Here is a 13,416-nt window from a genome sequence, read left to right as displayed (position 1 = left end):
CCATGCGTGCACTAGTAATGCTGATCGTGGTGGCACTGGCCCAGTGGTGGCGAGTGCCGGTTTCGCTGTGGCGCGCCTTGGGTATGGCCTTGTTGGTGGTGTTGTTGATCACGCCGCTGGATGCGTTGTCAGCGAGCCTGTGGGTGTCATTAGGTGCGGTCGCCTGTATCGCCAGGTTGACCCGCAGCCATGCGACACGGCAGTTGAGCAAGCATCGCTTCCCACAGAAAATCAGGTTTGTTGAGCCTTTCCAGAGTTGCCCCTGCCTGACGAGCCGAGCAGGCTCCCAGCCTTTATGGGCCTCGCGCTTGTTTGCCACTCCGCAACCACTGCTGTTATCACTGGAGTAACCCGCCTCTTATTCCTCCGCCTGCTTTGTGCCAAGCTGCAAGTCGAGCCAGCGGTGACGGAGAGACCCATGAAGAAACTGAAGAACGAGAAAGAACTGGTCAAGAAAGCCATAGTGATGGGCGTCGCCTACGCGGAAAAGCGCGGCGTGGTGGAATTTGAAGCCACCGATTCCGCGTCCGAGAAGCTGCTTTATATTTACCGCCTGCTGGTCCATGACAAGGTCATCCAGCCACTGCCGGAAGACCAGGTGTCACAGCCGGCCATTCAGCACAAGCTGGCGATCTGGGCCTCCAAACAAAAATAACGGAACAATAAAGTCGCGCTACGCCTTGGCGGTTTTACGCGCCGTGAGTACGACATCCAGCAAAATAATGCCGAGCAAGGCGGCAGCGGATAACGGGAAGGCCAGGGCAACCACCAGCATGATCACGGCAACCGCACGGGCCGGTGCTCGCTCCGCCTTCGGTGGCGCCCGCCGTGACTGACGCTTCCACCACAGCAGCGCGCCGGTGACGATCAATGCCATGATCAGGCACACCAACAGCACATTCAGTAGCCAGTTCCACAATCCCAAATCCCCCTGGTGCAAGGGAATAGACGCGGCCATGGCCTTGCCCATAACGGGGTAGTCCGCAAAGCGGATGTCCTGCAGCACCTGACCACTGTGTTGGCCCAGATGCACAATGCGTTCGCCGGTCGGGTTTTCGATATCACCCGCGATGGTGGTGGCAGACACCGTCCACACGCCACTGTCGCCTTGCGGGAAGTGCACCCGGAAATGCTCCAACCCCTGATGAGCGGCCAATGCCTCCACCTCATCCAGTTGCAAGGTGGCCTCCCCGGACGCCGACTCGGGCATGGGGGTTTGCTCCACCGCCCAGGGCACTCGATGCAAGCCTGCCTCGTTCATGGAGGCATGATCGGTCACCGGCGGCCGTTCTGTTTTCTGTTCCGTCTCAACGGCCTGCCTGGCTTTATAGGTGGTGCCGGGCAGCGAGCCCCAGGGCTGTACGATCTTGCCACCCCAGATATTGGTCCAGGCCAGCCCGGAAACCAGAAAGAACAGCAGCGGCAACGCGATCAACCAACCCAGGCTCAGATGCCAGCGGCGCCAGCCTTCCCGTTGGCCTGCTTTTTTGGCCGGCGCCGGAGGCCGCTCGCCGCCCTTGGGCCAGGCCAGATACAAGCCAGAGACGATCATCAATACCGCCAGGCCAGCGGCAATCTCTATCAACGCATCCCCCAGCGAACCCATAAAAAGCGAGCCATGGAATGTTTTGATACGAGAATACAGGCTTGCCGCCGGGTCCTGGTCACCCAGTATCTCGCCGGTGTATGGGTTCAGGTACACCAAGGTAGAAGGCGCATGGTGGCCACCATGGCCCGCATGCGAATGGGGCTGCAGGGAAAATCGGGCTGACTGATCTTCCGCCTCCGGCGGCAAATACAATTTCACCGACGCCAGTGGATAGTGCTGCTCGACGCTCTCCAGCAACACGGTTACCGGCAGCGGCTTCTCGCCCACTTTCACCGTCAACAACGATTCGTTCAGAACACTATCCAGTGGCTTGCTCAACAGCATGAGCAAACCACTGAACGCCAGCAGGAACAGGAAGGGAATGACCAGCACGCCAATCATAAAATGCCAGCGCCATACGGCCGCATAGAAACGACGGGACGCAGACGAAGAGGGTAATGTGCGGGTCATGTCAGACACTCTTTAATTCAAAAGTCGAAACGGACGCCAGCATAAACAGAGCGCGGTTCGCCCGCCTGAATGCCGACCGGATTAATGGTTTCGTCGTTACTGACGCTCACATTGGTGACATACACTTCGTCGGTGAGGTTGCGACCTTCCAGATAGACTTCCCAGCTATCGCGGGTAACGCCGGTGCGTAAACCCAGCAGCTCATAACCGTCCACATCCTTGTTATTGGCGAAGTCACCGTAACGATCATCGACAATGTCGAAGGTGGGGCCGGCGAAGAAGCCATTGCCATGGCGATACATGACTTCGCCCTTGATGAAAAAGGTTGGCGCCACCGGCAGTTGGTTATCGCCATACTCCGGGTCGTTGTCGAAGGTGAAATCGTTGTAGGTCATGCTCAGCAGCGGTTCAATACGCTGGCCGTCATTACCCAACGCAAAGCTGGCGCCGACCAGCGCTTCCACGCCGGCGTGAATGGTATCTTCCACGTTCAGGGCCAGGCTGGTGCCAGATGCCGACGGGTTATCCATGGACAGGATTTCATCTTCCAGCTGGGCATAGTAAACCGATACTTCCCAGTTCCATTCGCTGGCCTGCCCCAAAGGGGCCGCACCGCGGGTACCGATTTCCCCGACCACGCCCTGCATGGCATTCAGGGTTTCATCGCTGGCATCCGCATCGTCTTCCAGTTCGTACAAGGTAGGCGCTTCATAAAGCTTGCTGACATTGGCAAACAACTCACTGCGGTCCGCTACCTGATAAATCACCCCCACACGCGGATTGATGGATTCATAGTCATCTTTGGGATTGCGTTCCGCGCCTGAAGCAACCGTCACATTATCCACTTCGCGGGTGCCGGTAACCGCCTGGGCGCCGTAGATCAGCGTCCAGCGATCGGCAAAATGCCAGCGATCCATAGCGAAGATTTCCAGGTTATCGGCCTTGTTATCGACCCGTACATCAAGGGCGCCACGAATGCCGCCAGTATGAGAATAATTACCACCCTTCACCCGGGTTTCGCCATAGTTGAGGCCAAACAGCAAATCGTGGTTACCCAACTGCTTGTCATAACGAATGTTGGTACCAAAGGTGGTCTGGTCGTTATCGATAAGCAGGCTGAAGAAAGGGTTTTCAACGATGGGGTGGTAAAGGTGCTGGTCCTCAAAGGAGAAGCCCACAACCAGATTGCTGGTGTCGCTCAATTGCCACTGGGTACGGTTGGCGACACGCCAGCTTTCCACATTCTTGAGGAAGTTACCGGGGATATTATTCGGGTTCGCCTGATAGGGGTCGTCGTCAAACTGAGCTTGTGTCAGTGAGCCGGGAAGCTCCTGATCATTGTCCACATAGGTGAAATAAAACCGGTTCTCCACCGCGTCATTGATCTGCCAGCCGGTGTTGGCATAAACGCTACCACGCTGTTGTTCCTGGTGATCGCGAAAACCGTCATAGCTGCGCTGCTCCACCGTCACCAGGCCATCCAGATCACCCTCAACACCACCCGCCGTAATGCGGCTTTGTACGGTGCCGTGGCTACCGCCGCTCAGGTAAATCTGATTGTCGGTATTGCGCGCCGTGGGGCTGATGAAATTAATCGCACCGCCCAGGGTGCTGGCCCCATACGTGAGCGCGTTGGCGCCACGGGCAATCACCGCATATCGGGCCGCCAGCGGATCGATAAAGCTGTTGTGGTTGTTGCCATCGGCAGCAGTCACCGGCAACCCGTCGACCATCAACTTGATGCCATTACCATCGTAGGCAACCGCATCCAGGTTGGAACCCCGGCTGGAAATAAAGGTGTCGTCACCGGTGGAGCCAGTGCCTGTCCACATCCCCGGCACATAACGCAGCATATCGCCGATACTGACCACGTTACGCTCGGTCAGGTCTTCCGCTTCCAGCAAGGTGACCCCGCCCGGCGTCAGGGCCTGCTCGCGCTCCAGGTCCACTTTGCCTTGTGCTGTCGGACCAGGTTGAGCCTGTACCGTCACCGCATCCAGAACATACGCATCCTGGTCTTCGGCAAACGTGACCAGTGGCAGGAAGACGCCCAGACAGGCAATAAAAGGCTGGCGTGCGGTCAGAAACATGGCGTACTCCCCCAATGAACCGATTCCGGTTCATGAATGACTTTAATGCGCAGTGCATCGGCGGGGGGATTCTATGGGACCGGCCGCACCACCAACATGCGGCATTTTGTCGCAGGTCGGTGAATGCCGAAGGCAAGAGGGAGGCACTCCCTTCTATACCAACGGCCGGGCGATGGATCAGGCTGCCTCTATTTCCTTTTCCAGTGTGTCAATCTGGGCAAGTAAAGCACGGTTGTCATGGTCCCAGGGATGAAACGATGGCCGAAAATAGTCCATCCACGGACCCGCCAGTTTACGCAGGACACCGATTCCCCCAAACGCATACTGAAACAGCTGCCCCCAGCCCTTCAGATTGGTCAACTGCTTTTCGTGAAAAATCACCCGGAGGTAGAAAGGCACAGCTATCGACCAAAAGACTACAGACGCCACCAGCAACCCTCCTGTGCGCAAGAGATACGCGTAAGGGCCTTTGCCCATAACACCGACCCAGACATCATAAGCCACGGCCTTATGCTCGGTTTCTTCCAGGGCGTGCCAGAGCCACAAGCGAGAATAACGTATATCCGCGTCTTCCAGGATGCGCGGCTCGGTAAGCAGAGCATCCGCAAGAATGGCCGTAAAATGCTCCAATGCGATGGTTGCAGACAGCTGCCAACTTTTCGGCAGTCTCTGTACCTGCCTGAGAAGCCCTGCCACAAACGCTTCCATTTTTCGTGTTGCAGGTATGCGGTCAAACAACGCACCGTTATATTCGTCATGCTCCCGGCCGTGCATGGCTTCTTGGCCAATAAAAGCCGACACCGCCTTTTTCAGCTCGCTATCACTCACTGTGTCACGATAGTTACGAACACTATCAATGAAGAAACGCTCCCCCACAGGGAAAAATAGCGACAAAGAGTTCATGAACTGGGAAAGATGGATGCTCCCCTTGTTCCAGGTGGCAATTTTTTGCGGGTCCAGATTGAAACGCAGATTGCGCAAGGTCGGCATATATGTCATGCCGGATTCTGGTCGGTTAGTTGTTGATGTTGTCATGATAAAACCTCCTCCAGTCGGGCCGTCATCACCCTGACGGCAAAAGTATACATCTGTGCACTAACGGCAATGTAGACACTCGTATACCCACTGTCAACCAAGCCATTCTCATGACTGCTTGGAATCATTCCCGAAAACTCCGTAACCTATAGGCATGAGTGACAAGAATGAATCCAGGCAAGACAACAAAAAGGGAGGCGGCCGGGATCGATTAATCCAGGCCGCCTTGATATTGGCCTCCACCACACGAAGTCTGGCTTCACTGGGATTGCGGGAAATCGCGCGCGTAGCCGGGCTGAACCCCAATACCTTCTACCGCCATTTCGAGAATTTTGACGACTTCGCCCTCACCATGATTCACCAGCTTGGCGCAGGACTTCGAGCTTCTGTGCGTGATTGCTGGCGCCTCCCCATGCGCGACATTCCACAAAGCAAAACCAAGGAGTTGGCTGCAATCATAGAACGTGCACAGCGGGTGGTGAGTGCGTCTCTGGACCTGACGCTGGATCATTTTGCTGCCAACAGAAATGCTTACATCACAGGCATCCGTGAAATACACGGTGCCTCGCCACTGTTGCGCAAAGCGACCCAAGAGCTGGTGAGTAACATCGCCAAGGATTTAGCCAATGATCTCACCCTCGACCTGACACTACCGATGACGGATGAAAAAATGATTCCCGATATCGCCCATGCCGTTATCCGGCAGATGACTTTTATCGGCTTTGAATACCTGGAGGAGCCTGAGCGGCGTGAAGAGCTAAAGGAACAGGCAGAGCGGTTTATCCTGTTGCTGGGCTGGGGGGCACTGGCCATGCAGCAGGGTAACGAAGGGCAAATATAAAGACGCTCGCGCCCGCCGCCCAAGACGGCACCCCCCAAAAGCTGGATAATGGCCGCCACAGTCATTCCCCCGACCCGGTAGCCCCGCCATGGAAATCAACGTCAACTTCCTCGACAACCTTCGCCTGGAAGCCAAGTTCGACGACTTCACCGTCATCACCGACCAACCCATCCGCTACAAGGGCGATGGCTCGGCACCCAGTCCGTTTGACTATTTCCTGGCATCGTCCGCCATGTGCGCGGCCTATTTCGTAAAGGTGTACTGCAAGGCCCGGGACATCCCCACCGACAATATTCGCCTGTCGCAGAACAACATCGTTGACCCTGAAGACCGCTATAACCAGATCTTCAAGATTCAGGTGGAGCTGCCGGAGGATATTTCCGACAAGGACCGGCAGGGAATTCTGCGCTCCATCGACCGCTGCACAGTGAAAAAGGTGATCCAGACCGGGCCGGACTTCCAGATCGAACAGGTGGACAGCCTCACCGAAGACGCCCAGGCCCTGCTGATGGTGGAGCCGGACGAGGCCCACCGCACCTTTATCGAAGGCAAGGACCTGCCGCTGGAGCAGACCATCGCCAACATGACCGCGATCCTCGCGGAGCTGGGCATGAAGATCGAGATCGCCTCCTGGCGCAACATCGTGCCCCATGTGTGGTCACTGCATATCCGTGATGCGGCCTCGCCCATGTGCTTTACCAACGGCAAAGGCGCCACCAAGGAAGCCGCCCTGTGTTCCGCACTGGGCGAGTTTATCGAGCGCCTCAATTGCAACTTCTTCTATAACGACCAGTTCTTCGGCGAAGACATTGCCAACAGCGACTTCGTCCATTACCCCAACGAAAAGTGGTTCAAACCCGGACCCAACGACGCGCTACCCGAGGGCATTCTGGATGACTACTGCCTGGGCATTTACAACCCGGAAGGGGAACTGGGCGGCTCCAACCTGATTGATACCAACTCCGGCCGGACCGACCGGGGAATCTGCGCGCTACCGTTCGTGCGCCAGTCTGATGGCGAGACGGTGTACTTCCCCTCCAACCTGATTGAAAACCTGTACCTGAGTAACGGCATGAGCGCGGGCAACACCCTGGCCGAAGCCAAGGTCCAGTGCCTGTCGGAAATTTTCGAGCGCGCGGTCAAGAAGCACATTATTGAAGAAGAAATTGCCCTGCCGGATGTGCCCCAGGACGTGCTGGCCAAGTACCCCGGCATTGTCGAAGGCATCAACGCACTGGAGGAGCAGGGCTTCCCGGTGCTGGTGAAAGATGCGTCCCTGGGCGGGCAGTTCCCGGTCATGTGCGTAACCCTGATGAACCCGCGCACCGGCGGCGTTTTTGCCTCCTTTGGCGCCCACCCCAGCTTTGAAGTGGCCCTGGAGCGCAGCCTTACCGAACTGCTGCAGGGGCGCAGCTTCGAAGGCCTCAACGATTTGCCGCCACCCACCTTCAATAGTCAGGAAGTCTGCGAACCCAATAATTTCGTGGAACACTTCATCGATTCCAGCGGTGTGGTGAGCTGGCGCTTCTTCAGCGCCCAGGCGGACGAAGATTTCTGCGAGTGGGACTTTTCAGGCACCACCGAGGAAGAAAGCGCGCGCCTGTTCGGCATCCTTGAAACACTGGAAAAGGACGCCTATGTGGCCGTGCACGAAGAGCTCGGTGCCCCGGTGTGCCGCATCCTGGTTCCCGACTTTTCCGAGGTGTACCCGGTGGAAGACCTGATCTGGGACAACACCAATATGGCGCTGGATTATCGCGAAGACATTCTCAATCTGCACCGCCTCAGCGATGAGCAACTGGGGCAACTGGCCGAACGTCTGGAAGAAAGCCAGATCGACAACTACACCGACATCATCACCCTGATCGGTATCGAGTTCGACGAAAACACCGTGTGGGGGCAGCTCACCATCCTGGAACTGAAGCTGCTGATTTACCTGACGCTACAACGCCATGAAGACGCCCTGGAGCTGGTAGAAATGTTCCTGCAGTTCAACGACAACACCGTGGAACGGGGCCTGTTTTACCGGGCCGTGAATGCGGTACTGGAAATCACCCTGGATGACGAGCTGGAACTGGACGACTACCGTCACAACCTGGGGCGCATGTACGGCGAAGAGACCCTGGCAACGGTCATCGGCGCGGTTGAAGGCAGCGTTCGCTTTCCCGGCCTGACCCCCACCAACATGCAACTGGACGGGCTGGAAAAACACCAGCGCCTGATTGAAAGCTATAAGAAGCTGCACGCTGCACGGGCAGCGAAAACCTGAGTGTAAACGAAACGCGGTGGAGTCCCGATGACAGCCATTACGAACTCTGTTTGGCGAATAGTGTTCTTCCTGTTACCCGCTGTTGTACAAGCCGATACAGCCTCGCTGGACGCCTTTCTTTCCGCCACACCGTTGCAGTTGGAAGTGCGTTATTGTGAATGCGCGGCTGTGGCCCCTGATGGGCACTCGCCAGACCCGTTGCCGGCCTTTATGGACGCGGCCAACGAGCTGACCGTTGCCGTTCATATCGGGGATAAGAGCTTCGTCTCCTCCCAACAGTTTCTGCTGGGCTACGCTGTACAGCCAGCGCCAGACACGGCCAATGCCTTCCGGTTTGAATACGCCGGTGACTACACCACCCGAAAAGGGCGCAGTACAGCACAGGGCACACTGATTTTGGAAAGAGGGCGGTGGATCAGTCTGTTCGGTTCTCAACATGGCGACACCGCAACGGGCGTTGCGGTGCGATTGATGGGGACAAGGAGCGACTAACGACGGTGTTTGGGAAGAGGCTGAAGCGCCTCTTAATCGCTGGCCACTTCAATCACCACCTTCCCCCGACAGCGCCCGGAGCGGCTGCGGTTATAGGCCGCCTCGCTTTCTGCCAGCGTGAAAGTGCTGTCGATAATTGGCGTCAGGGTACCGGCTTCCACCATGGCCTTCAGGGTTTCCAGATCACGACGATAGGATTCCACCACCACTGTGCCGGCTTTTTTGCCCAACAACCGGTAGAACGGCGTGCCCAACATGGATTTTCCATCGCCACCGGTAGAAATGAAGTAGCCTTTCTTGCCCAGCAACGCCGCGCAGGTCAGCGGGGTTTCATAGGACGTCACATCAAACACCAGGTCGAATACACCGGCCGATTGGCGGTAATCCCCCTGGGTGTAATCAATCACCGCATCGGCACCCAGCTCGCGAACAAAGTCCGTATTCCGGCCACTACACACCCCGGTCACATGCAGGCCCAGATTTTTCGCTATTTGCACTGCAAAGCTACCGACGCCACCTGACGCGCCAATAATCAGCACGGATTTTCCGGCTTCGGCCTTCCCTTTATGCAACCCCTGCAACGCAGTGAGGGAGGCCAACGGCATGGCCGCGGCTTGCGCAAATGACAGGCTCTCCGGTTTTTTGGCGATGCGACGCTGGCTAATGCGGGCCAGCTCGGCCAGGGATGCGGTGCGCAGGCGCATGTCCATACCGTAGACCGCATCACCGATCTCGAAATCTCGCACGTTGCGGCCCTTGTCCACCACGATGCCGGCCAGATCATCACCAAAAAGCGGCGGCAGGTGTCTGACCATGACCGGGCTGGCCGCCACCGCCAGATTGTAATTCAGCTTCCAGTCCTTGGGATTCACCGACGCCGCATGGACCGACACCAGCACGTCATCCGGTTTCAATCCGCCGGGTTCATCAGTCTCAATCAGGGAAAGGACGGGCTTGAGGCCCCAGCCAGTGGTGGCAATGGCTTTCATGGTATGGCTCCGCAGGGGTGGATGCGTAAGGATTGATGCGGCCCCAAGCTTAACAAAGGGCAGGGCGATGTGAGCAATCCAATAGCGCCAAAGAGACGGGTCCATTGTGTCAATCCGGCGCGTCGCTGGTGACGCTGCTGCAGAAAACGTCAGTTCGGATCCACCTTGCCGCGCAGGGACTTGGTCTTGCCCCGTTTGGTCTTGCTGTCCAGGCGTCGGCGCTTGCTGCCCAGTGTCGGGCGCGTGGCCTTGCGGGGCTTCTGCTCCACGGTCACACCCTTGATCAATTGAGCCAGCCGCGCCAGGGCATTTTCCTTGTTCATTTCCTGGGTGCGGAACTGTTGGGCCTTGATGACGACGACACCGTCGCTGGTAATACGCTGGTCACTCAACGCCAGCAGTTTTTCCTTATAACGGTCGGGCAGGGACGAGGCGCGAATGTCGAACCGCAAATGGATCGCCGAAGCGACCTTGTTCACATTCTGGCCACCACTGCCCTGGGCACGGATCGCCTGCAGGTCGATCTCGTTGTCGGGAATCTGTAAATTACGGCTGACTTGAAGCATAACCACGGCGACTGCATCGGGGCTGTCAGCCTAACAACAAGGAACGCGCATGACCATTATCGGTATCGACCTGGGGACCACCAACAGTGCCTGTGGCATCTGGACGGACGAGGGGGTCAAACTGATACCGAACCGGCTGGGCGAGGTGCTGACGCCCTCGGTGGTGGGGCTGGACACCCAGGGCGAGCTGATCGTCGGCCGTACTGCCCGGCAACGCTTGATCAACCACAGCGACAGGACAGTGGCCGCTTTCAAACGGCTGATGGGCACCGACCACAAGATCAAACTGGGGCGCCAGGCCTTTACGGCCACGGAGCTGTCGTCGCTGGTGCTGCGCTCGCTCAAGGATGACGCCGAGGCCTACCTGGGTGAGGCCGTCACCGAGGCGGTCATCAGCGTGCCCGCCTACTTCAACGACAACCAGCGCCACGCCACCAAGCAGGCCGCCGAACTGGCGGGCCTGAAAGTGGAGCGCCTGATCAACGAGCCCACGGCGGCAGCCATTGCCTACGGCCTACACGAAAAACAGGAAGGCCTGTTCCTGATTCTGGATCTGGGCGGCGGCACCTTTGATGTATCACTGCTGGAATTTTTCGACGGCATCATGGAAGTCCACGCCAGCGCCGGGGACAACTTTCTCGGCGGCGAAGACTTCGTCGATGCCATGGTCGATGACGTGCTCCGCGAACATGCCCTGCGTCGTGATGACCTGAAGCCTCAACGGCTGCAACAACTGTACCTGCAGATGGAAGGCGCCAAGCGCAAGCTGGGCCCGGCAGACCAGACCCTGTCACTGGACCTGGGCAGCAAGACCGTGGAGCACGTGGTCACCAGCGACTGGTTCACCCAGGTCAGCACGCCGCTGCTGTTGCGCGCCAAGCACCCTATCGAGCGGGCGCTGCGCGATTCCAGTACCCACCCGAGCAAGATCGACGACGTGGTGCTCGTGGGTGGCTCCACCCGACTGGCCATTTTCCGCTCCACCGTGGGCAAGATGTTCGGCCGCCTGCCGTCCTGTCATCTGGACCCGGATACCGTGGTGGCCATGGGCGCGGCGATCCAGGCCGGCCTGATGATGCGCAACGAAGCCCTGGACGATGTCGTGCTGACCGATGTGTGTCCGTACACCCTGGGCACCGGGGTGATCAACCGCGACAACAGCAAGCTGGGCGATTATTTCATGCCCATCATCGAGCGTAATTGCGTGGTTCCCGTGAGCATTGCCCGGCAGGTATGCACTGCCTACGACGACCAGACCGAACTGACCATCAAGGTATACCAGGGCGAAAACCGCTACGTGGAAAAGAATGTCTTTCTTGGCGAATTGAATGTGCGGGTGCCCAAAGGCCAGCGAGGCGAGCAAGCGGTGGATATTCGCTACAGTTACGACATGAACGGTTTACTGGAAGTGGACGTGACCGTGGAATCCACCGGCCAGGTCCACAGCCACCTGATCGAACACGCCCCAGGCGCCCTGAGTGACGAGCAAAAACAGGCCGCCCGGGAAAAACTCGCGGCCCTGAAATTTCATCCCCGTGATGGCGAAGACAACCGCGCCCTGATTGCCCGAGGCGAGCGCCTGTACGAATCCAGCCTGGGCGATCGCCGTGAGTATATCGCCGACGTCATGAAGCGGTTTGAAAAAGTCCTCGACGATCAGAACCCCGCAGACATTGCACGCATTCAGAAACAGGTGAAAGAGGCGCTGGATAGCCTGGAGAGCGAGGACTGGTTCTGATGCCGCCCTGGGATAGCCTGCAGATTGAACCGACCGCCGACGCGCGGGCAATCAAGCGCGCCTACGCCAAACAACTCAAACAGACCCGCCCGGACGAAACCCCCCAGGGCTTCCAGCAACTGCACCAGGCTTACAAGCAGGCACTGGCCTGGGCCGAACAACAGTCATCGCAAGACGCCCCGGCGTCACCCCCGGAAGGCTGGCACAGCGAGCCGCTCTCGCCCGCGCCCCAGGAACCAGTGGAAACCAGGCCGGAACCCGAGCCGGAACTGGTGCCGGGCCCAGCCCATACCCCGCCGCCCAGCCACGACACCTTTGTCACTGACCCGGAACCGGACGAAACGCTGAAACAGGCCAGCTGGTCGGTACAACTTGCGCCCACGCCGCCCCCTCCCATTGACGACGAACCCGCCCCTCTGGATACCCCTGGCGGGCCCGTGGTCGGTACCGATGAGCAGGATCAAACGCTGGCAGCACTGTTGGCTCAAGCCCGCGAGCTTCTGCAGCAACCGGAGGGGGCGCAACAAGCTGATCGCTGGCATTTTCTTACCCGCACACCACTGATACTGGACGACGCCTTTAACCACCGGCTTGGCCATGCCCTGTTTGCCGTGCTGGCTGAACAGCAGCAATCCGGTCAGCCGCCGCTGTCGTACCCGGTGGTCCGTTACCTGAACGGACTGTTCAACTGGGAAGGGCAGCGGCGCTGGCTGAATGAGGATTTTGGTGAAGACACCTGCGATTCACTCTTTCGTATCCTCGACGATACCCCGCTGAACCAGGACGCCATCAAGGCCGTACGCGGTGGCCAGGGGGTGTTCGCACAGAAAAAGAAACCCCCGCAAGTGGCACCGGAGGAAGTGATCATGGGCAGTTATTTGCTGCGCATGCTGGCCTTTGCCATGGACATGTTTCTGGTGGTGGTCGGCGCTATTTTTGTGGCCGAGGCGCTGCACCGTTTCGGCGGCAGCAGTGACGAAAGCGGCGCACCACTCGCCATAATACTGGCCGTACCACTCTATTTGCTGATGGCGCTGATCATGGAATCCAGCTCGATGCAATCCACACCGGGGAAACGATTGTTGGGCATGCGCGTTACCAGTCGGCGGCTACAGCGACTGCACCCATTACACAATGTCGGGCGCATCATCGCATTTTGCCTGACCGGTATTTTGTGGAAGGTGATTTTTATTGTGAATGCCTTTATGAAAGGGCATCTGCTGCACGACCGCATCAGCCGCAGCTATGTGATTCAGTATCGCAAATCGGAATAGGGCGGGGAAATATCCACGCCCGGCCAAACAAAACGACCAGAAGGACGCCGAGTTAGCAAGGCG

The 13,416-nt window shown here is 58.0% G+C and carries 12 protein-coding genes; 7 read left to right on the top strand and 5 right to left on the bottom strand.

Translation table 11 applies throughout. The annotated features are described in order from the left end of the window. The coding region (locus ADG881_RS17755) for a ComEC/Rec2 family competence protein (RefSeq protein ID WP_232211721.1) at positions 1-350 on the top strand (350 nt) is incomplete at its 5' end. A 68-nt stretch (positions 351-418) separates the two neighbouring features. Next, positions 419-655, top strand: coding sequence for a DUF5062 family protein (locus tag ADG881_RS10655; RefSeq protein ID WP_007151596.1), 237 nt, complete (start codon positions 419-421; stop codon positions 653-655). Between the two features lie 18 nt (positions 656-673). Here the strand turns inward: ADG881_RS10655 and ADG881_RS10650 are convergent, their stop codons facing one another. The 3 genes from ADG881_RS10650 to ADG881_RS10640 all read right to left on the bottom strand — a co-directional run bounded on the left by ADG881_RS10650 (position 674) and on the right by ADG881_RS10640 (position 5,184). Continuing rightward, positions 674-2,059, bottom strand: a complete 1,386-nt coding sequence (locus ADG881_RS10650; protein ID WP_007150892.1) for a PepSY domain-containing protein — start codon at positions 2,057-2,059, stop codon at positions 674-676. 17 nt (positions 2,060-2,076) lie between these two features. Beyond that, complete coding sequence (locus tag ADG881_RS10645; protein WP_007149584.1) at positions 2,077-4,149, bottom strand: TonB-dependent receptor domain-containing protein; 2,073 nt, start codon at positions 4,147-4,149, stop codon at positions 2,077-2,079. A gap of 177 nt (positions 4,150-4,326) precedes the next feature. After that, a complete protein-coding gene (locus ADG881_RS10640) occupies positions 4,327-5,184 on the bottom strand; it encodes a metal-dependent hydrolase (RefSeq protein ID WP_050760146.1) in 858 nt (285 codons plus the stop codon). Between the two features lie 154 nt (positions 5,185-5,338). Between ADG881_RS10640 and ADG881_RS10635 the strand changes: the two genes are divergently transcribed. The 3 genes from ADG881_RS10635 to ADG881_RS10625 all read left to right on the top strand — a co-directional run bounded on the left by ADG881_RS10635 (position 5,339) and on the right by ADG881_RS10625 (position 8,786). Further along, positions 5,339-6,025, top strand: a complete 687-nt coding sequence (locus ADG881_RS10635; RefSeq protein ID WP_007149302.1) for a TetR family transcriptional regulator — start codon at positions 5,339-5,341, stop codon at positions 6,023-6,025. A gap of 88 nt (positions 6,026-6,113) precedes the next feature. Further along, a complete protein-coding gene (locus ADG881_RS10630; RefSeq protein WP_007148577.1) occupies positions 6,114-8,294 on the top strand; it encodes an OsmC domain/YcaO domain-containing protein in 2,181 nt (726 codons plus the stop codon). A gap of 27 nt (positions 8,295-8,321) precedes the next feature. After that, positions 8,322-8,786, top strand: coding sequence for a hypothetical protein (locus ADG881_RS10625; RefSeq protein WP_083787477.1), 465 nt, complete (start codon positions 8,322-8,324; stop codon positions 8,784-8,786). Positions 8,787-8,818: 32 nt separating this feature from the next. Here ADG881_RS10625 and ADG881_RS10620 read toward each other — a convergent pair whose 3' ends face one another. After that, positions 8,819-9,775, bottom strand: a complete 957-nt coding sequence (locus ADG881_RS10620) for an NAD(P)-dependent alcohol dehydrogenase (protein WP_007148682.1) — start codon at positions 9,773-9,775, stop codon at positions 8,819-8,821. Between the two features lie 149 nt (positions 9,776-9,924). After that, entirely contained in the window at positions 9,925-10,341 is a 417-nt protein-coding gene (arfB, locus tag ADG881_RS10615) for an alternative ribosome rescue aminoacyl-tRNA hydrolase ArfB (RefSeq protein WP_007150564.1), read from the bottom strand. A 49-nt stretch (positions 10,342-10,390) separates the two neighbouring features. Between arfB and ADG881_RS10610 the strand changes: the two genes are divergently transcribed. Both ADG881_RS10610 and ADG881_RS10605 read left to right on the top strand, forming a co-directional pair. Next, on the top strand, positions 10,391-12,079 hold the full coding sequence (locus tag ADG881_RS10610) for a molecular chaperone HscC (protein WP_007150896.1): 1,689 nt from the start codon (positions 10,391-10,393) through the stop codon (positions 12,077-12,079). Then, positions 12,079-13,353 carry an RDD family protein gene (locus ADG881_RS10605; RefSeq protein ID WP_007148542.1) on the top strand — a complete coding sequence of 425 codons (1,275 nt, stop codon included), beginning with the start codon at positions 12,079-12,081 and terminating at the stop codon, positions 13,351-13,353. Before ADG881_RS10610 ends, ADG881_RS10605 begins: the two co-directional genes overlap by 1 nt. Positions 13,354-13,416: the final 63 nt, after the last annotated feature.

This window comes from Alcanivorax sp. DG881 (assembly GCF_000155615.1).
Lineage (GTDB): Bacteria > Pseudomonadota > Gammaproteobacteria > Pseudomonadales > Alcanivoracaceae > Alcanivorax.
This window is presented reverse-complemented; position numbering and strand designations above follow the sequence as displayed.